The organism is Cupriavidus sp. MPR-AND1C, from assembly GCF_058809705.1.
Genome location: NZ_JBXASU010000122.1, coordinates 1 through 18381 on the forward strand (window position 1 = coordinate 1; position 18381 = coordinate 18381).

General features: G+C 66.6%; 15 protein-coding genes. 8 read left to right on the forward strand and 7 right to left on the reverse strand.

What is annotated here, in order from left to right; all coding sequences use genetic code 11:
• Window positions 1-197: 197 nt before the first annotated feature.
• The 7 genes from AC1RWI_RS34790 to AC1RWI_RS34820 all read right to left on the reverse strand — a co-directional run bounded on the left by AC1RWI_RS34790 (window position 198) and on the right by AC1RWI_RS34820 (window position 9775).
• A complete protein-coding gene (locus AC1RWI_RS34790; RefSeq protein ID WP_173430668.1) occupies window positions 198-1223 on the reverse strand; it encodes a Tim44 domain-containing protein in 1026 nt (341 codons plus the stop codon).
• Between the two features lie 52 nt (window positions 1224-1275).
• On the reverse strand, window positions 1276-2007 hold the full coding sequence (gene ubiE, locus AC1RWI_RS34795) for a bifunctional demethylmenaquinone methyltransferase/2-methoxy-6-polyprenyl-1,4-benzoquinol methylase UbiE (RefSeq protein WP_043343575.1): 732 nt from the start codon (window positions 2005-2007) through the stop codon (window positions 1276-1278).
• A gap of 42 nt (window positions 2008-2049) precedes the next feature.
• Window positions 2050-2463, reverse strand: a complete 414-nt coding sequence (locus AC1RWI_RS34800) for a gamma-butyrobetaine hydroxylase family protein (protein ID WP_043343572.1) — start codon at window positions 2461-2463, stop codon at window positions 2050-2052.
• A gap of 52 nt (window positions 2464-2515) precedes the next feature.
• A complete protein-coding gene (locus AC1RWI_RS34805) occupies window positions 2516-4399 on the reverse strand; it encodes an ABC transporter ATP-binding protein/permease (protein WP_043343569.1) in 1884 nt (627 codons plus the stop codon).
• Between the two features lie 159 nt (window positions 4400-4558).
• Window positions 4559-4993 carry an HIT family protein gene (locus AC1RWI_RS34810; protein WP_492870582.1) on the reverse strand — a complete coding sequence of 145 codons (435 nt, stop codon included), beginning with the start codon at window positions 4991-4993 and terminating at the stop codon, window positions 4559-4561.
• Between the two features lie 70 nt (window positions 4994-5063).
• Complete coding sequence (locus tag AC1RWI_RS34815; RefSeq protein WP_043343565.1) at window positions 5064-9038, reverse strand: DUF3683 domain-containing protein; 3975 nt, start codon at window positions 9036-9038, stop codon at window positions 5064-5066.
• Between the two features lie 158 nt (window positions 9039-9196).
• A complete protein-coding gene (locus AC1RWI_RS34820) occupies window positions 9197-9775 on the reverse strand; it encodes a YqaA family protein (protein WP_492870583.1) in 579 nt (192 codons plus the stop codon).
• Window positions 9776-10184: 409 nt separating this feature from the next.
• Between AC1RWI_RS34820 and AC1RWI_RS34825 the strand changes: the two genes are divergently transcribed.
• The 8 genes from AC1RWI_RS34825 to AC1RWI_RS34860 all read left to right on the forward strand — a co-directional run.
• Window positions 10185-10667 carry a (2Fe-2S)-binding protein gene (locus AC1RWI_RS34825; RefSeq protein ID WP_492870584.1) on the forward strand — a complete coding sequence of 161 codons (483 nt, stop codon included), beginning with the start codon at window positions 10185-10187 and terminating at the stop codon, window positions 10665-10667.
• Window positions 10668-10677: 10 nt separating this feature from the next.
• Window positions 10678-13059, forward strand: a complete 2382-nt coding sequence (locus AC1RWI_RS34830; protein ID WP_492870585.1) for a xanthine dehydrogenase family protein molybdopterin-binding subunit — start codon at window positions 10678-10680, stop codon at window positions 13057-13059.
• Window positions 13060-13074: 15 nt separating this feature from the next.
• Entirely contained in the window at window positions 13075-13875 is an 801-nt protein-coding gene (locus tag AC1RWI_RS34835; RefSeq protein WP_043343552.1) for an FAD binding domain-containing protein, read from the forward strand.
• Window positions 13876-14002: 127 nt separating this feature from the next.
• On the forward strand, window positions 14003-14899 hold the full coding sequence (locus tag AC1RWI_RS34840; RefSeq protein WP_492870586.1) for an AAA family ATPase: 897 nt from the start codon (window positions 14003-14005) through the stop codon (window positions 14897-14899).
• A 3-nt stretch (window positions 14900-14902) separates the two neighbouring features.
• Window positions 14903-16198, forward strand: a complete 1296-nt coding sequence (locus tag AC1RWI_RS34845; RefSeq protein WP_492870587.1) for a vWA domain-containing protein — start codon at window positions 14903-14905, stop codon at window positions 16196-16198.
• Window positions 16189-16770, forward strand: a complete 582-nt coding sequence (locus tag AC1RWI_RS34850) for an SRPBCC family protein (protein WP_043343547.1) — start codon at window positions 16189-16191, stop codon at window positions 16768-16770. The genes AC1RWI_RS34845 and AC1RWI_RS34850 overlap by 10 nt, the downstream gene beginning before the upstream one ends.
• Window positions 16743-17771, forward strand: a complete 1029-nt coding sequence (locus AC1RWI_RS34855) for an XdhC family protein (protein ID WP_043343544.1) — start codon at window positions 16743-16745, stop codon at window positions 17769-17771. The genes AC1RWI_RS34850 and AC1RWI_RS34855 overlap by 28 nt, the downstream gene beginning before the upstream one ends.
• A partial coding sequence (locus tag AC1RWI_RS34860; protein ID WP_492368676.1) for a nucleotidyltransferase family protein occupies window positions 17768-18381 on the forward strand: 614 nt, incomplete at its 3' end. The genes AC1RWI_RS34855 and AC1RWI_RS34860, both read left to right, overlap by 4 nt.

Here is an 18381-nt window from a genome sequence, read left to right on the forward strand (position 1 = left end):
TCTTTGCCTACTTTCTTGGCGAGACAAGAAAGTAGGTCGCCTCCCCGCAGGGGAGGTGAAACTGCCTTTGACTTTGCCTTCCAAGTCAAGCAACGGAATCCCCCCACCCCACAAACAAAAAAGCCCACGTTTTCACGTGGGCCTCCATTCTATGTCACCTGCCGGCCTTAAACCTGCCGGCGAGGCACTCCCTGCACTCAGGAAGTTTGCTGGATCCCCGCCAGCAGCCAGCCGCCAGGGCCGCTTACCGGCTTTGCCAGGTTCCAGACTTCGGCGAAGGGCTGGGCGGGCTCGCCGGCCTTTTCGCGGATCATGCCGGAGAAGCGCACGCTGGCCAGATGCTGGGCCGGGCTGTCTTCGATGCCGAGCAGTTCGCCTTCCAGCGTGACCACGTCGGTCTTGTTGACCTCGGTGCCGCGTTCGGACAGGTCCATCTTGATCTCGGCGAACATTTCCGGCGTGGTGAACTCGCGGATGTCCTCGAGATTGCCGGCATCCCAGGCCGCCTGCAGGCGTACGTAGTACACCTTGGCGTTGCGCAGGAAGGCTTGGGTGTCGAAGTCGGCCGGCACACCCCAGGGCTGGGCCGCGCCCGCAGCAGCACCAACGGCCGCGCCAGCCATCACCGGTGCGGCGGATTGCATCGAGGCGACGGAACCGGGCGCGGGCATCACCGGGTTGGGTGAACCAACCGGCACCTGTTGGCGCAGGACCGGTTCGTTGCTGCCACCAAATCCGTTACCCGAGCCACCGCCGGCACCGGCTGCCGCACCGGCATAGGCCGGTTGCTGCGGTGCCTTGGCGCCGCCGCGGAACTTGCGGATCAGCCAGATTGCGGCGAACGCCACCAGGGCGATCAGGATCAGGTTGGACAGGAAGCCCATGGCGGCGCCGCCCAGGCCGAAGTGCGACAGCAGCCAGCCGATGCCCAGGCCGGCGGCGATGCCGCCGAGCATGCCGCCCCAGTTACGCTTGGGCGCGGCAGCAGCGGCTGCGCCGGCGCCTGCTGCAGCGGGCGCGGCTTGCTGGGCCGGGGCCTGCTGCGCGGGCGTCTGGTTCGGCGATTGCTGCGCCGGTGCCTGCTGGCGTTGCGTCACGCCGGACGATTGCTTGCCGATGCTGCGCGACCCGCCGAGGCGTTTGGCATTGGCGTCGAGCGCCATGCCGAGGGCAAGCGTGCCAATCAGCACACCCGCCATGAATTTTGCGCGAAATAGCGACATATCAGTGCTTCCCCTGTTAAGTTCGCTCATCTTTCTTTGAGCCTATATCAGTCTAGTACTTTCGCCCGACGTGAAGCGCCACCACTCCCGCCGTCAGGTTGAAGTATTCGACATTCTCCAGGCCCGCATGTTCCATAAGACGTACAAGTGAAGCCTGGTCTGGATGCATTCTGATCGATTCGGCCAGATAGCGATAGCTATCGGAATCCTGTACCACGCGCTGCCCCAGCCACGGCAGGAACTTCAGCGAATACATGTCGTAGGCCTTTTCCAGCGGCTTCCACACCTTGGAGAACTCCAGCACCATGACTTTGCCACCCGGCTTGATCACCCGGCGCATCTCTGACAATGCGACCTCCTTGTGCGTCATGTTGCGCAGCCCGAAGGACACCGTGACCAGGTCGAAATAATTGTCCGGGAACGGAATCCGCTCGGCGTCACAGAGACAGGTGGGGATGACGATGCCTTTATTCAACAAGCGGTCGCGCCCAACCCGGAGCATCGACTCATTGATGTCGGTCAGCCAGACCTCGCCGGTGGGCCCGGCCTGGCGTGCGAAGGCCTTGGCCAGGTCGCCGGTGCCGCCGGCGATGTCGAGCACCTTGAAGCCAGGCCGCACGCCAGCCTGGGCGATGGTGAACATCTTCCACAGCCGGTGCATGCCGCCGGACATCAGGTCGTTCATGACGTCGTACTTGTTGGCCACCGAATGGAAGACTTCGGCTACCTTGCCAGCCTTCTCTTCTTCCTTGACCTTCTCGAACCCGAAGTGGGTCTCGCTCATAACTCGCTCCAGAACTCAGTAATGGCCCGCGGGGGCGCAATCTCAATGGCTGCCGCAGGCATGGCCGCCGGGGGCCGCCATGGGGGTGTCGCGATCGACGCCGGCAGCTTCCAGCCGCTCAAGGTAGGACTGCCAGATGGTGTCCTGCTGGGCGCCCAGGCGGTAAAGCAGTTCCCAGGAATAGATGCCGGTATCGTGGCCGTCGGAAAAACGGATCAGGATGGCGTAGTTGCCGACCGGCTCCACCGCGGCGATGGTGACGTCGCGCTTGCCGGTCTGCAGCACTTCCTGGCCCGGGCCGTGGCCCTGCACTTCGGCCGAGGGTGAGTTCACCCTCAGGTATTCGAACGGCAGCCGGAAGCTGGAACCGTTGTCAAAACCCACCTCCAGCACGCGCGACTGCGTGTGCACGGTAAGTGCGGTGGGATGGGGAGTATCTTTTTCAAGGCCTGCCATGATGGGTGGCGTGCGGCTGTGGGCGAGCCGCAGGTTGCGGCCACACCGGCCTTTACGCTTCGTGTACGACCCGATAGCTTACCGCAGCCGCCTCACCTTGCCCATCGTGCTCCGCCTCCCAGTGCGCTCCGTCGGCCGCGACATAGCGCAGGCGCTTGCCATGGAAGGCGGCAACCGTGCTGCGGTGGGCGATGCTGATGATCGCCGCGCCGGGCAGGGAGTCCACCATCAGGCGGTACATCTCGCTTTCGGTTTCCTCGTCGAGCGCGCTGGTGGCCTCGTCCAGGAACAGGTAATCGGGCTTTTGCAGCAGCGCGCGCGCAAAGGCCAGGCGTTGCTGCTCGCCCGGCGACAGCCGCAGCGACCAGTTGTCGAACACGTCGAGCTGCTCGGCCAGGGCGCCGAGCCAGGCTTCGCGCAGCACCTTCTGCAAGGCTTCGCGGCTATGCACGGTGCCGGCGTCGGGATAAGCCAGCGCATCGGCCAGCGTGCCGATCGGCAGGTAGCTGCGCTGCGGCAGGAACAGCATGCGAGCCGCGCCGGGCATGGCTACCTTGCCGCTGCCGTAGGGCCAGATCCCGGCCAGCGCGCGGAACAGCACGCTTTTGCCGCAGCCCGAGGGGCCGCTGACCAGCCAGCGTTCGCCGGGCGCGATCTGCAGCGAGAACGCCGCCACCAGCAGCCGCTGCTGGATCTCGCCGCCGTTGCCGTTGCCGGTGCGCACCGGCAGCGCCAGCGCGAGGGTGTCGATGCGGATGCCGCCGGAATCGGTACCGGTGCCAGCCTGGACCACCTCGATGTCGCGCACGCCGGTGTGCTCCTGGTCCTGGCGCTCCGCCACGCGGATAGCATCGCGGAAGTCGATCAGCCGGTTGGCTGCGGCCTTCCAGCCGACCAGCGTGGAGTAATTGTCAACGAACCACGACAGCGCCCCTTGCACCTGGCCGAAGGCCTGGCTCACCTGCATCAGCCCACCCAGCGTCATCTTGCCGGCGAAGTAGCGCGGCGCGGCCACGAGCAGCGGAAAGATGATGGCGAACTGGCCGTAGCCGGAACTGACAAAGGTCAGGCGACGCGTATAGCGCATCAACTGTTTCCAGTTGGCGCGAATGCGGTCAAAGCGTGAGCGCAGGCCCGCCTGCTCGGTAGGCTCGCCCCGGTAAAGCGCCACCGGCTCGCTGTTCTCGCGCAAGCGCACCAGCATGAAACGGAAATCCGCCTCGTACTGCTCTTGCTGGAAACTCAAGCCGATCAACGGCCGGCCCACCACGTGGGCAATCAGCGAACCGATCACGGCATAGCCCACCGCGAACCACACCATATAGCCCGGAATCGTGATCTCGGTGCCGCCCAGCATGAAGCTGATCGGCCCGGAAACAGCCCACAGGATGCCGACGAAAGACACCAGCGTCACCACCGAATTGAGCAGCCCGAGCGAAAGAGACAGCGCGCCATCGGTAAACGAGCGCAGGTCGTCCGCAAGCCGCTGGTCGGGGTTGTCCGTGGCGTGCGTCTGTTCTATGCGGTAGTAAGCCTGGTGGCTGAGCCAGTGGTCCATGAAGCGGTCGGTCATCCAGGTACGCCAGCGCATCTGCAGCATCATGGTGTAGTACTGCCGTGATATGGCCGCCACGATAAAGAAGCCGGCGATCCAGGAGAAACGGATCAGCAGCGCCTTGAAGGAGGTGTAGTCATGCTGCTCCAGCGCGTTGTAGAACACGCGGTTCCATTCGTTGAGCAGCACGTTGATATAAACGATGCCGAGATTGAGCGCGACCACGAAGGCCAGCAGCCCGAGGCCGGCCTTGCGGTCCTCGGATATCCAGTAAGGCTTGATCAGGTCCCATGTCTCGGCCACCCGCAGGCGGCTCTGGATCCTGAGGGCACGGGCCGGCACGGCCGGGCCTGGAACGGTAACGGAAGACGGTGTGGACATGGCACCTTTCGCGCAAGCGGGCCATGGCAGATCCACCGGCCCCGCTCTTGTTGGAATGAAGACAACGGGTGTTAGAAGACGACGCCGCCCAGCTGGTTCCGGAAATTCAAAAAAACCGATAGCAATGCCGGCACGGCACGGGCACGGCTACGCCAGGCGTCAGCCTGCTTCGGCCAGTTTCGCCAGGGCCGCGCGCAATGCCGGCAGGCGCTGCGCAAGGCCCGCCAGGCGCACGGCATCCGGCTCGCGCTGCGCAGCCGCCCAGACGGCTTCGGGAAAATGGGTATCCCAGCGGTAGCGTGGAATGATATGCCAGTGCAGGTGCGGCACCATATTGCCGAAGGCGGCCAGGTTGACCTTGTCGGGCACCATGGTCTCGCGCACCACGCGCTCCACCCGCGCCACCAGCCGCATCAGCCAGGCCTGGTCGTCCTCAGGCAGATCGGTCTGCTCGGCAACGTGGCCATTCCACACCACCCGGCAGAAGCCGGGAAAGCGCTCATGCTCGACCAGGATGACCCGGGCGCGCTCGCCACGCCAGACCAGTTCGCCGCCGTCCGTCTCGCACAGCGGGCAGTTGGAGGCGAGATTCATGCGGGCGCTCCCGATGTGTCAACCGACCGTGCGAGATCGGCGCATCGAGCCCACCACCCTCGCACGTCCATCACACCAGCACCCGCTCGATGCCGCCCGAGTTGGCCTTGGCCACATAGTCCGGCATCCAGTTCTCGCCCAGCAGGTGCTTGGCCATCTCCACCACGATGTAGTCCGCCGTGACCGTGGCGTCTTCCTTGTAGCGCGACAAACCCTGCAGGCAGGACGGGCAGCTGGTCAGGATCTTGACGTCGCCCACGAAGCCGTCGGTGCGCAGCTTGTCCGCGCCCTTGGTCATTTCCTCTTCCTTGCGGAAGCGGATCTGGGTGGAGACGTCGGGGCGCGACACCGCCAGCGTGCCGGACTCGCCGCAGCAACGCTCGTTCTTCTCGATCTTGCTGCCGCCCTCGTTGCCGCCCATCAGCTCGTTGACGAGCTTGGTCGGGTCCATGGTCTTGATCGGGGTGTGGCAGGGGTCGTGGTACATGTAGCGCGTACCGGTCACGCCTTCCAGCTTGACGCCCTTCTCCAGCAGGTATTCGTGGATGTCGATGATGCGGCAGCCCGGGAAGATCTTGTCGAATTCATACCCGGCCAGCTGGTCGTAGCAGGTCCCGCAGCTCACCACCACGGTCTTGATATCGAGGTAGTTGAGCGTGTTGGCGACCCGGTGGAACAACACCCGGTTGTCGGTGACCATCTTCTCGGCCTTGTCGAACTGGCCGTTGCCGCGTTGCGGATAGCCGCAGCACAGGTAGCCCGGCGGCAGCACGGTCTGCACGCCTACATGCCACAGCATGGCTTGCGTGGCGAGGCCCACCTGGGAGAACAGCCGCTCCGAGCCGCAGCCCGGGAAGTAGAACACCGCCTCGGTCTCGGGCGAAGTCCGCTTCGGGTCGCGGATGATCGGCACGATCTCGTTGTCTTCGATGTCCAGCAGCGCGCGCGCGGTCTTCTTGGGCAGGTTGCCCGGCATCTTCTTGTTGATGAAGTGGATCACCTGCTCTTGCACCGGCGCGCGGCCCACCGTGGCGGGCGGGTGCGCGGTCTGCTTCCTGGCGAACTTCTTGAGTACGTCGTTGCCCAGGCGCTGCGCCTTGTAGCCCCAGTCGATCATGACCTTGCGGGTCATGTTGATGGTCTGCGGATTGGTGGCGTTGAGGAAGAACATCGACGCGGCGGTGCCGGGGTTGAACTTCTTCTGCCCCATCTTGCGCAGCAGGTTGCGCATGTTCATCGACACGTCGCCGAAGTCGATCTTGACCGGGCACGGCGTCACGCACTTGTGGCAGACCGTGCAGTGGTCGGCCACGTCCGAGAACTCGTCCCAGTGCTTGATCGAGATGCCGCGGCGGGTCTGCTCCTCGTACAGGAAGGCCTCCACCAGCAGCGAAGTCGCCAGGATCTTGTTGCGCGGGCTGTACAGCAGGTTGGCGCGCGGCACGTGGGTGGCGCACACCGGCTTGCACTTGCCGCAGCGCAGGCAGTCCTTGACGCTGTCGGCAATGGCGCCGATATCGCTTTGCTGCATGATGATGGACTCATGTCCCATCAGCCCGAACGACGGCGTATAGGCATTGCGCAGGTCAGCGCCGGGCAGCAGCTTGCCCTTGTTGAAGCGGCCCTGCGGATCCACGCGCTGCTTGTACTCGCGGAACTCGCCGATCTCGTCCTCGGTCAGGAACTCCAGCTTGGTGATACCGATGCCGTGCTCGCCGGAAATCACGCCGTCCAGCGAGCGTGCCAGCGCCATGATGCGGGCCACCGCGCGGTGGGCGTCCTGCAGCATGTCGTAGTCGTCCGAGTTGACCGGGATATTGGTGTGCACGTTGCCGTCGCCGGCGTGCATGTGCAGCGCCACGAAGACGCGGCCGCGCAGCACCTGCTTGTGGATCTTCTGCGCTTCGTCGAGGATGGGCTTGAACTCGCCGCCGTTGAAGATATTGCGCAGCTCGGCGCGCACTTCGCTCTTCCAGGACACGCGGATGGTGCGGTCCTGCAGCAGGTGGAACACGGTGGCGTCCGGCTGCTGCTCGAGGCGCGCCTCGAAAGCCTGGCCGAGCAGGCCCAGGCCATGGCCGATCAGCGACGCGCGCGCGGTGGCCAGCGGCGTATCCAGGTGGTCCTGCAGGTAGGTCCAGCGCGAGCGGATCTCGCGCAGCAGCTGCAGCGCGTGCTGCACGCGGTCTTCCAGCAGCTCGGCGCTGGGGATCTCGTTAGCATCGTCGCTGCGGCCCAGCGGCAGGTTGCCGCGCGCGAAGAAGGCTTCCAGCGCGTCGGTCAGCTGGAGCTTGTTCTTGATCGACAGCTCGATATTGATGCGCTCGATGCCGTCGGTGTACTCGCCCATGCGCGGCAGCGGGATCACCACGTCTTCATTGATCTTGAAGGCGTTGGTGTGCCTGGCGATGGCGGCGGTGCGCGAGCGGTCCAGCCAGAACTTCTTGCGGGCTTCCGGGCTGACCGCGACAAAGCCTTCGCCGCTCTTGCCGTTGGCCATGCGGATGACTTCCGAGGTGGCGCGGGCAACCGCGTCCTGGTCGTCGCCGACGATGTCGCCGATCAGCACCATCTTGGGGAAGGCATTGCGCTTGCTCTTGGTGGCGTATCCCACCGCGCGCAGGTAGCGCTCGTCCAGGTGCTCCAGGCCGGCCAGGATGGCGCCGCCGGGGGTGCGCGATTCGGCGTCGAGGTAATCCTTGATTTCCACGATGCTCGGAATGGCGTCGCGCGCCTGGCCGAAAAACTCCAGGCAGACGGTGCGCACATGCGCCGGCATGCGGTGCAGGATCCAGCGCGCGCTGGTGATGATGCCGTCGCAGCCCTCCTTCTGGATGCCTGGCAGGCCCGCCAGGAACTTGTCGGTGACGTCCTTGCCCAGGCCTTCCTTGCGGAACTTGCGCCCTTCGATGGCCAGGGTTTCCGTGCGCAGCGGCTTTTCGCCGGGCGCGCGGTTGCCGTCCGACCACTTGAGCTCGAAGGTGGCGACCGCCACGTCATGGATCTTGCCCAGGTTGTGGTCCAGGCGCGTGACTTCCAGCCAGTTGCCTTCCGGATCCACCATGCGCCACCAGGCCAGGTTGTCCAGCGCGGTGCCCCACAGCACGGCCTTCTTGCCGCCGGCGTTCATGGCCACGTTGCCACCGATGCAGGAAGCATCGATCGAGGTCGGGTCGACCGCGAACACCAGCCCGGCCTTGTCCGCCGCATCCGCCACGCGGCGCGTCACCACGCCGGCGCCGGAGAAGATGGTGCCGACCTTGTGCGACACGCCCGGCAGGTCGGTCTGCTCGACCGGCCCGAGTTGTTCCAGCTTCTCGGTGTTGATGACCGCGCTCATCGGCGTCAGCGGCACGGCGCCGCCGGTATAGCCGGTGCCGCCTCCGCGCGGGATGATGGTCAGGCCCAGCTCGAAGCAGCCCTTGACCATGCCCGCGATCTCTTCCTCGGTGTCCGGGGTGAGGACCACGAAGGGATATTCCACGCGCCAGTCGGTCGCGTCGGTCACATGCGAGACGCGCGACAGGCCGTCGAACTTGATGTTGTCCTTCTGCGTGATGCGGCCCAGCACGCGCTGGGTGCGCTTGCGCAGGTCATAGGCGTGCGCGAACTCCTGCTTGAAGTCCTCGATGGCCTGCTTGGCAAAGCTGACCAGCTGCTCGACCCGGTGGGAGCGGTCCTCGGCGGCCGGCTCGGCGTGCTCGGCACGGTCGGCGGCACGGCGCTTTTCCACCTCGGAGAGCCGGTGGTGGAGTGCCGTAACCAGCATCTGGCGGCGCTTGGGGTTCTCCAGCAGGTCGTCCTGCAGGTAGGGATTGCGGCGCACCACCCAGATATCGCCCAGCACTTCGTACAGCATGCGGGCGGAGCGGCCGGTGCGGCGTTCGCCGCGCAGCTCGGCCAGGATACGCCAGGCTTCTTCGCCTAGCAGCCTGATGACAATCTCGCGATCCGAGAATGACGTGTAGTTATAAGGGATCTCTCGCAGGCGCGCAGGCGCATCCTGCGCGGCGAGTTTGGCATCGAGCACGAGTGGGGCGTTCATGGGGAGGGGACCGCTTCCTGTAGCGCACGGAGACGGTGCGCCGGATCGTCTTTAAAGGGCAATTGTACTTCAAGGCCTGCTTTCGCCGCGCCGCAACATGGCAGAGCCCTGCTTGGGCAACGGTGGCATCACCCTCGCCGTGGCGCGAGAGGCGCTAGCTAGAACAGGCTTTTGAGGCTGGCTGCGATGCCGTGCCAGAAACTATCCGGGATCCAGAGCAGGGCAATCGTCATGGCAAGGTAGCGCAGAAACTTGCCAATCGCCATGTAAACCAGGCTCGGCCAGAACGAGAGCCGGAGCCAGCCGGCCAAAGTGCACAAAGGATCACCAATTCCGGGCAACCACGATACCAGCAGGGTCGGCGGTCCCAGCCGGCGCATCCACCGGAAGTAGCGCGCATCCAGCGACGGCTTGCGCGGCTGGCGGGGATGGCGGCGGTGTTCGGCGTGCTCCTCCTCGTGCGCGCGCTGCTGGCGCCGCTGGCGCAAGCGCACCACGGCCAGCTTGGCCGCGTAGCCAAGCCACCAGTCGATGGCGCCGCCCGCGGTATTGCCGAGCGTGGCGACGACGATGGCCGGCCAGAACAGGTGCGGATTGAGCTTGATATACGCGAAGACCGCCGGCTCCGAGCCCAGGGGCAGCAAGGTGGCGGACACCAGGCTGACCACGAAGATAGCCGGCAAGCCCACCTTGGGCAGGGCAACGGTTTCGAACAGCCAGTCGATGAAGCCTTCCATATAGAGAGATCTGGTGCCGGAGCGAGGTGGATGCGGTGTGAATGCGGCGTGGATACGGTGTGGCGGCCGGACGGCGGGCCATTCTAGCAGCGCCATCCTGCACCCCCGCGGCCGACGCCGTCCGCGCGCTCTTGCGGCGTCAGGTGGCGAAGGGGCAACCCGCATGGCATGCGCCGGCGATTTGTGATTAACTGTTAGAGCATGTCGCAGCCAAACGTTCGCGGCGCGGCATTGCCAGGCCATTGCCAGGCATTGACCGGCGGCAACGGCAGTACCGCAATACCGCAGTACCAACATCACGAAATAGCCGTACCCAACAAACGGCAGTAACGCGTCGTGGCCAGTCCCGCGCAGTTTTTTCGGGATTCAGGGATTGGTCGTGCACGTGTCCACCCACATGGAGACAAGCATGGCGATTCCTATCCGCCTGACCGTCAACGGCCGCGCCGTCGACGCGCAGGTAGAACCCCACACCCTTCTCGTCCAGTTCCTGCGCGAACAACTCCGCCTGACCGGCACCCATGTCGGTTGCGACACCGCCCAGTGCGGCGCCTGCACCGTGCACATGGACGGCCGCGCGGTCAAGTCGTGCAACATGCTGGCGCTGCAGGCGGATGGCGCCAGCATCACCACCATCGAAGGACTCGCCCCGGAGGGCCATCTCCACCCCATGCAGGAAGCCTTCCGCAATTGCCACGGCCTGCAGTGCGGCTTCTGCACGCCCGGCATGGTCATGAGCGCCATCGCGCTGGTCAAGCAGCAGCCCAATGCCGACGCCGCCGCCATCCGCGAGCAGCTCGACGGCAACCTGTGCCGCTGTACCGGTTATCACAACATCGTGCGCGCGGTGCAGGAAGGCCAGTCCGCGATGCATGGCGTCAGCGCTGAATAAGGGGACCGCCATGAACGCACCCGACAACCAGCACCTGATCGGCGCCTCGGTCAAGCGCAAGGAAGACTACCGCTTTCTCACCGGCAACGGCCAGTACACGGACGACATCGTGCTGCCGCAGCAAAGCTACGGCTACTTCCTGCGCTCGCCGCACGCGCACGCCCGCATCGTTTCCATCGACAAGACCGAAGCACTCGCTTCGCCGGGCGTGGTCGCCATCTTCACCGGCGACGACGTGGCGGCCGACAAGGTCGGCGGCCTGCCCTGCGGCTGGCTGATCCACAGCATCGACGGCAGCCCGATGAAGGAACCTGCGCACCCCGTGCTGGCGCAGGGCAAGGCCCGCCACGTGGGTGACCAGGTCGCGCTGGTGATAGCCGAAACGCTGCAGCAAGCCAAGGACGCCGCCGAGAAGATCGACGTGCAATACGATGAACTGCCCGCCGTGGTGAACACCGCCCACGCTGCCTCGGCCACCTCGCTGGTGCATGACGACGTGCCCGAGAACACCAGCTATGTCTGGGGCCACGGCGACCGCGCCGCCACCGACGCCGCCTTTGCCAAGGCCGCCCACGTGACCACGCTGGAGATCATCAACAACCGGCTGATCCCCAACGCCATCGAGCCGCGCGCCGTCAATGCCAGCTACACCCGTCAGGACGACAGCTACACGGTCTATGTATCGAACCAGAACCCCCACGTGGAGCGCCTGCTGATGGGCGCCTTCGTGCTTGGCCTGCCGGAGTCGCGCCTGCGCATCATCGCGCCGGATGTGGGCGGCGGCTTCGGCTCCAAGATCTTCCTGTACGCGGAAGACGTGGCACTGACATGGGCCTCGAAGAAGATCAAGCGCCCGATCAAGTGGACCGCCGAACGCTCGGAATCCTTCCTGACCGATGCGCACGGCCGCGACCACGTCACCAAGGCCGAGCTGGCGATGGACGCCGACGGCAAGTTCCTGGCCATGCGGGTGCACACCACCGCCAATATGGGCGCCTACCTGTCGACCTTCGCGTCCAGCGTGCCGACCATCCTGTACGCCACGCTGCTGGCCGGGCAGTACGCCACGCCGGCGATCTATGCCGAGGTGCGCGCCGTGTTCACCAACACCGCGCCGGTGGACGCTTACCGCGGCGCGGGCCGCCCGGAAGCCACCTATGTGGTGGAGCGGCTGGTGGAAGCCGCGGCGCGCGAGATGAAGATGGACCCGGCGCAAATCCGCCGCAAGAACTTCATCCACGACTTCCCCTACGCCACCCCGGTCGGCCTGACCTACGACACCGGCGACTACGAGCCGTGCCTGGCACGCGCGCAGGAACTCGCCGACGTCAAAGGCTTTCCCGCGCGTCGTGAAGAAGCGAAGCAGCGCGGCAAGCTGCGCGGCCTGGGCTACTCCTGCTACATCGAGGCATGCGGGCTGGCGCCGTCGAATATCGCCGGCGCGCTGGGCGCGCGCGCGGGACTGTTCGAAGTCGGCGAGATCCGTGTCCACCCGACCGGCACCGTGACCGTCTTCACCGGCTCGCACAGCCACGGCCAGGGGCATGAAACCACCTTCGCGCAGATTGTGGCGGACCGGCTCGGCATTGCACTGGATGCCGTGGAAGTGGTGCACGGCGACACCGGCCGCGTGCCGTTCGGCATGGGCACCTATGGCTCGCGCTCGCTGTCGGTGGGCGGCTCGGCCATCATGAAGGCGCTCGACAAGATCGAAGCCAAGGCCAAGAAGATTGCTGCCCACTTGCTGGAGGCCTCGGACGCCGACATCGAGTTCAAGAACGGCACGTTCAGCGTGGCCGGCACCGACCGCAGCAAGACCTTCGGCGAGGTTGCGCTCACCGCCTACGTGCCGCACAACTACCCGCTCGACAAGCTGGAGCCAGGCCTGAACGAAAACGCATTCTACGACCCGACCAACTTCACCTATCCATCGGGCGCCTACATCTGCGAGGTGGAAGTCGATCCGGACACCGGCGAGAGCAAGGTGATTAAGTTCACCGCGGTGGACGATTTCGGCAACATCATCAACCCGATGATCGTCGAAGGCCAGGTACACGGCGGCATCGGCCAGGGCCTCGGGCAGGCCATGCTGGAGCAGTGCGTGTACGACGACGACAGCGGCCAGTTGCTGACCGGCTCCTACATGGACTACGCCATGCCGCGCGCCGGCGACCTGCCGGATTTCACAGTGGAAACCGCCAAGGGCACGCCCTGCACGCATAACCCGTTGGGCGTAAAAGGCTGCGGCGAGGCCGGCGCGATCGGCTCGCCGCCGGCCTTCATCAACGCGCTGGTGGATGCGCTCTCGCCGCTTGGCGTGCACGACATCCAGATGCCCGCCACGCCACACCGCGTGTGGCAGGCCATCCGCCTGGCGCAGGCCCCTAACTGAGATCGGAGGCACACCATGTACGCATTCAATTTCGAACGCGCCGCCGATACCAAGGCGGCCGTGGACAAACTCAAAGCGGACCCCGACGCCAAGTACCTGGGCGGCGGCCAGAGCCTGCTGGCCGCGATGAAACTACGCCTGGCCGCGCCATCCGCGCTGATCGACGTAGCCCGCATTCCCGGCATGGCGGATATCCGTGTCGAAAACGATGAGCTGGTGATCGGCGCGGCGGCACGCCATGCCGACGTCGCGGCCAACGCCGACGTGCGCAAGCGCATTCCCGCGCTGGCCGCGCTGGCCGACGGCATCGGCGACCGCCAGGTGCGCGCGATGGGCACGCTGGGCGGCTCGCTCGCCAACGACGATCCGGCCGCCTGCTACCCTGCGGCCGTGCTCGCGCTCAACGCCACGGTGGTCACCGACCGCCGCAACATCGCCGCCGATAGCTTCTTCAGGAGCCTCTACGAAACCGCGCTGGAACCCGATGAGCTGATCACCGCCGTGCGCTTTCCCACGCCGGACAAGGCCGCCTACATCAAGTTTCGCAACCCGGCATCGCGCTTTGCGCTGGTGGGCGTGATGGTGGCGCAGTTCGGCAAGGTCGTGCGGGTCGCGGTCACCGGCGCGGCCGACTGCGTGTTCCGCAGCGCACCGCTGGAGCAGGCGCTGGCAGCCAGCTTCACGCCGGCGGCAGCGCGCGCGGTGGTGGTGGATGCAAGCAAGCTGAACACCGACCTGCATGCCAGCGCAGAGTACCGCGCGCACCTGATCCCGGTGCTGGCGGCGCGCGCGGTGGAGCAGGCGTTGAAGGGCTAAGGGAGCAAGCCGGAGCGAAAGCGCCGGCACTCGCCAATCCGGGCGTGTTCACTTCGAGCTCACGCCCGCCCTCTCCCCCAGCCCCTCTCCCACGTGGTGGGAGAGGGGAGTCAACCGGCCAGCACCCATGCTTCCCCAGTCCATCGACCAGACCGCTGCCCTGCTGGAGGCACAGCAGTATTTCGCCGATCGCGAAACCGCCACCGTGCTGTACCTGGCACTGCGCATGCAGCGCCCACTCTTCCTCGAAGGCGAGCCTGGCGTGGGCAAGACCGCGCTGGCGCGGGCCATGGCCGACGCACTCGGCACGCGCTTGCTGCGCCTGCAATGCTACGAGGGGCTCGATGCCTCCAGCGCGCTGTACGAATGGGATTACCCGCGCCAGATCATGGCGCTGCGCCTGGCTGAAGCGCGCGGCGAGCGGCCCGACACGCAATCGCTGTATCGCGACGATTTCCTGCTCAAGCGCCCCCTGCTGGAATCCCTGCTGCCCGACCCGGCCGCGCCCGGCATCCCGCGCGTGCTGCTGATCGACGAGATCGACCGCGCCGACGAACCCTTCGAAGCCTTCCTGCTGGAGGTGCTGTCCGAGTTCCAGGTGTCGATCCCCGAGATCGGCGTGATCCGGGCCGAGCAGCCGCCGCTCATCATCGTCACCTCCAACCGGACCCGCGAGGTGCATGACGCGCTCAAGCGCCGCTGCCTGTACCAATGGATGGGCTATCCCCAGCGCGAGCGCGAACTGCAGATCGTGGCCGCGCGCGCGCCCGAGGCCGCCTCCGCGCTGCAGCACCAGGCCATCGACTTCATCCACCGGCTGCGCGGCATCGACATGTTCAAGTCGCCTGGCATCGCCGAGGCCATCGACTGGTGCCGCGCGCTGGCCGCGCTGGGCGTCAGCGAGCTCGATCCGCAATCGGTGCGCGACACGCTGGGCGTGCTGCTCAAGTACCAGGACGACCTGGCCCGGGTCGATGGCCCCACCGTGGCCGAACTGCTCGCCAGCCGGGCGCCGGGAGCCTGAGCCATGCCCCGGCTCCATCCGGACGCTCCGCTGGCCGCCGTGCCACACGCCGGCACGCTGCCCATGCTGGCGCGCAACGTCACGCATTTCGTGCGGCTGCTGCGCGATGCCGGCTTTGCGCTGTCGCCCGCACAAGCTGTGGATGCGCTGCTGGCGCTGCAGTACGTGGACATCGGCAGGCGCGACGAAGTGCGCGCAGCCATGGCAGCCCTGATGGTGAGCGGGCCCGATCAGCGCCTGTTGTTCGACGCCGCCTTCGACCTGTTCTGGCGCGACCCGGACTGGGAAGGCAAGCTGCGCGCCCTGCTGCTGCCGCGCGTGGATGCCGGCGCGCCGCCGCCGCCGCGCAACAACCGGCTGGCCGACGCGCTCGCCGCCCAGCGCCCTCCCAAGTCCGGCCGCCGCGGCGAGGACCATGTCGAGCGCTTTACCGCGCCGCTCACCTTCAGCGCGCAGGAGCGCCTGGCGCAGCGCGACTTTGAAACCCTCGGCGCGGAAGAATGGCGCGCGCTGCAGCACATGATCCGCGCCCGCCACGCGCGCCTGGCCACCGAGCGCACGCGCCGCCTGCGCGCCGCCGCCAGCGGACCGCACGCCGACCTGCGCGCCAGCGCCCGGCTGGCGGTGCGCCAGCAAGGCGAATGGCTGCGCTGGAAATACCGCCGCCGCGCCGAGCGCCGCCCACCGCTGGTGCTGCTGCTCGACATTTCCGGCTCGATGAGCCAGTACTCGCGCGCGGTGCTGTACTTCTGCCATGCGCTGATGCAATCGCGCGAGCGGCTGCATGTGTTCCTGTTCGGCACCCGGCTGACCAACATCACCCGCTGGCTGCGCGAGCGCGACCCGGACGAAGCGGTTGGCGCCATCACGGGCCAGGTGCGCGACTGGGCCGGCGGCACCCGCATCGGCGCCGCGCTGGCCACCTTCAACCGCCAGTGGGCGCGCCGCACGCTGTCCGGACGCGCCACGGTGCTGCTGGTCACCGACGGGCTCGACCATGAAGACATCGACCTGCTAGACGCCGAAATGGCTCGCTTGCGCCGCTTCGCCCATCGCATCGTCTGGCTCAACCCGCTGCTGCGCTATGCCGGCTTCATGCCGCAGGCACGTGGCGTGCAAGCCATCCTGCCGCATGTGGACGCCCTGCGCTCGGCGCACAACCTGGACAGCCTGTTCGCGCTCGAATCCCTGCTGGCCGCGCGCGAAACCCTGGCCATGCCCGTGTTCACTGCGGTGCCGGGGCCCGGAGACATTAAAACCATGAAGGACACCAAGGAGACGCCCCGACCATGGAAATGACACAGACGCGGCAACTGCCGGTAGCACAGCAAACCGCCTGGGAAGCCCTGAACGACACGGCGCTGCTCAAGCAATGCATCCCAGGATGTGAGAGCATCGAGCCTGACGGCGACAACGCCTACCTGGTGGCGCTGACCGCCGCGGTGGGCCCGGTCAAGGCGCGCTTCAAGGGGCGCATGGCCCTGCAGGACATCCAGGCGCCCGACAGCTACACCATCCAGTTCGACGGACAAGGCGGGGTCGCCGGTTTCGGCAAAGGCACCGCGGCCGTCACGCTGGCCCCCGAAGGCGACGCGACGGTGCTGACCTACACGGTCAACGCCCAGGTTGGCGGCAAGATCGCGCAGATCGGCTCGCGCCTGGTCGACGCCGCCGCGCGCAAGATGGCCGATACCTTCTTCGACCGCTTTACGGCGGCGGTGAGCGGGTCCGGCGAGCAGGGTGACGAGCCAGGCACGGATGACAATGTCGCCAAGGACGGAGCGGCGGCCGGCGAAGGCAGCGCGCCCGATGAACAAAACGGTGAAACGAAGCGGAAACGATCATGGACAGCGTGGATCTCGAAGTCCTGAAAAGCAGTGTGAAGTGGCAGGCCGAAGGCCATCGCACGCTATTGGTGACGGTAGTCAGAACCTGGGGCTCGTCGCCCCGGCCGGAAGGCGCCATGCTGGCGGTGCGCGACGACGGCCTGGTGGTCGGCTCGGTCTCGGGCGGCTGCATCGAAGACGACATCATCGACCGGGTACGGCGCGAAGGCATTGCCGGCGCGCACCCCGAAGCCGTCAAGTACGGCATCAGCGCCGAGGAAGCGCACCGCTTCGGCCTGCCCTGCGGCGGCACCATCGAACTGGTGACCGAGCCGCTCGGCGCCGACAGCCACCTGGACGAACTGCTGGCCGCCGTGGAGGGCGGCAAGCTGGTCGCCCGCACGCTCGACATGGCTAGCGGCCGCGCCACCCTGGGCCCGGCCGAGGCCACCGACGGCCTTGCCTTCGACGGCGCCACCCTGCTCACCATTCACGGGCCGCGCTACCGCATGCTGGTGATTGGCGCGGGACAGCTGTCGAAATACCTGAGCCAGATCGCGGTTGGCCTGGGTTTCCAGGTCACCGTGTGCGACCCGCGCGAGGAATACACCGAGACGTGGGACATCCCCGGCGTCACCATGGTGCGCACCATGCCGGACGACACCGTGACCGACATGAAGCTCGACGAGCGCTGCGCGGTGATCGCCGTCACGCACGACCCCAAGCTCGACGACCTGGCCCTGATGGAAGCCCTGCGCACGCGCGCCTTCTACGTCGGCGCCCTCGGCTCGCGCCGCAACAACCAGGCGCGCCGCGAGCGGCTCAAGGAGTTCGACCTCAACGAGCTGCAGCTCGCGCGGCTGCACGGCCCGGTCGGCATCTACATCGGCAGCCGCACGCCCCCCGAGATCGCCATCTCGATCCTGGCCGAAGTCGTCGCCGCCAAGAACCACGTCTCGCTGCCCGACATCCTCCAGGTGGAAGGCGCCAAGGCCGCGCGCGAACTGGCCGCCAACGAAGGCAGCACCTGCAGCCCCGCCCCGTGACCAGCCCGCTGACGGGCCCCATCAACGGTGCCATCCACACTGCCGAGCCCCCCACCGGCATCCTGCTGGCAGCCGGCTACGGCCGCCGCTTCGACCCCGCCGGCCAGCGCAACAAACTCCTGGCCATGCTGCCCGACGGCCACACCGTAGCCGCCCGCAGCGCCCGCACGCTAGTCTGCGTGCTGCCCGGCACGCTAGCCGTGATCCGCCCGGGCAATGCCGCGCTAGCGGCAGAATTGCAAGCTGCCGGCTGCCGGGTACTGGAGACTGCGGCAGCCGAGGCCGGCATGGGCGCCGCGCTGGCTGCGGCGGTAGCCGCCACGCCCGACGCCAGCGGCTGGGTAGTGGCGCTGGCCGACATGCCGTGGCTGCCGGCCGAGCTGGTGCGCGCGGTGGCGTTGACAATCACCACGCGTGACGCGATTGCCGCACCGTGGCGCGACGGACGGCGTGGGCATCCGGTCGGATTCGGGTCTGCGTGGCGAGATGCCCTGCTCAAGCTTGATGGGGATGAAGGCGCGCGGACGTTATTGAAGACACAGCCGGTGATGAGGATTCTTACTGAGGATGAGGGGGCGTTTCGGGATGTGGATGTTGAGGGGGATTTAGG

What these genes read in the sequence shown, in the direction of transcription:
- AC1RWI_RS34835 (WP_043343552.1), top strand. Translation starts at nt 13,075, where the DNA reads ATGTACGCATTCAATTTCGAACGCGCCGCCGATACCAAGGCGGCCGTG.
- AC1RWI_RS34800 (WP_043343572.1), bottom strand. Translation starts at nt 2,463, where the DNA reads ATGGCAGGCCTTGAAAAAGATACTCCCCATCCCACCGCACTTACCGTG.
- AC1RWI_RS34825 (WP_492870584.1), top strand. Translation starts at nt 10,185, where the DNA reads ATGGCGATTCCTATCCGCCTGACCGTCAACGGCCGCGCCGTCGACGCG.
- AC1RWI_RS34850 (WP_043343547.1), top strand. Translation starts at nt 16,189, where the DNA reads ATGGAAATGACACAGACGCGGCAACTGCCGGTAGCACAGCAAACCGCC.
- AC1RWI_RS34855 (WP_043343544.1), top strand. Translation starts at nt 16,743, where the DNA reads ATGGACAGCGTGGATCTCGAAGTCCTGAAAAGCAGTGTGAAGTGGCAG.
- ubiE (WP_043343575.1), bottom strand. Translation starts at nt 2,007, where the DNA reads ATGAGCGAGACCCACTTCGGGTTCGAGAAGGTCAAGGAAGAAGAGAAG.
- AC1RWI_RS34810 (WP_492870582.1), bottom strand. Translation starts at nt 4,993, where the DNA reads ATGAATCTCGCCTCCAACTGCCCGCTGTGCGAGACGGACGGCGGCGAA.
- AC1RWI_RS34845 (WP_492870587.1), top strand. Translation starts at nt 14,903, where the DNA reads ATGCCCCGGCTCCATCCGGACGCTCCGCTGGCCGCCGTGCCACACGCC.
- AC1RWI_RS34820 (WP_492870583.1), bottom strand. Translation starts at nt 9,775, where the DNA reads ATGGAAGGCTTCATCGACTGGCTGTTCGAAACCGTTGCCCTGCCCAAG.
- AC1RWI_RS34830 (WP_492870585.1), top strand. Translation starts at nt 10,678, where the DNA reads ATGAACGCACCCGACAACCAGCACCTGATCGGCGCCTCGGTCAAGCGC.
- AC1RWI_RS34805 (WP_043343569.1), bottom strand. Translation starts at nt 4,399, where the DNA reads ATGTCCACACCGTCTTCCGTTACCGTTCCAGGCCCGGCCGTGCCGGCC.
- AC1RWI_RS34815 (WP_043343565.1), bottom strand. Translation starts at nt 9,038, where the DNA reads ATGAACGCCCCACTCGTGCTCGATGCCAAACTCGCCGCGCAGGATGCG.
- AC1RWI_RS34840 (WP_492870586.1), top strand. Translation starts at nt 14,003, where the DNA reads ATGCTTCCCCAGTCCATCGACCAGACCGCTGCCCTGCTGGAGGCACAG.
- AC1RWI_RS34790 (WP_173430668.1), bottom strand. Translation starts at nt 1,223, where the DNA reads ATGTCGCTATTTCGCGCAAAATTCATGGCGGGTGTGCTGATTGGCACG.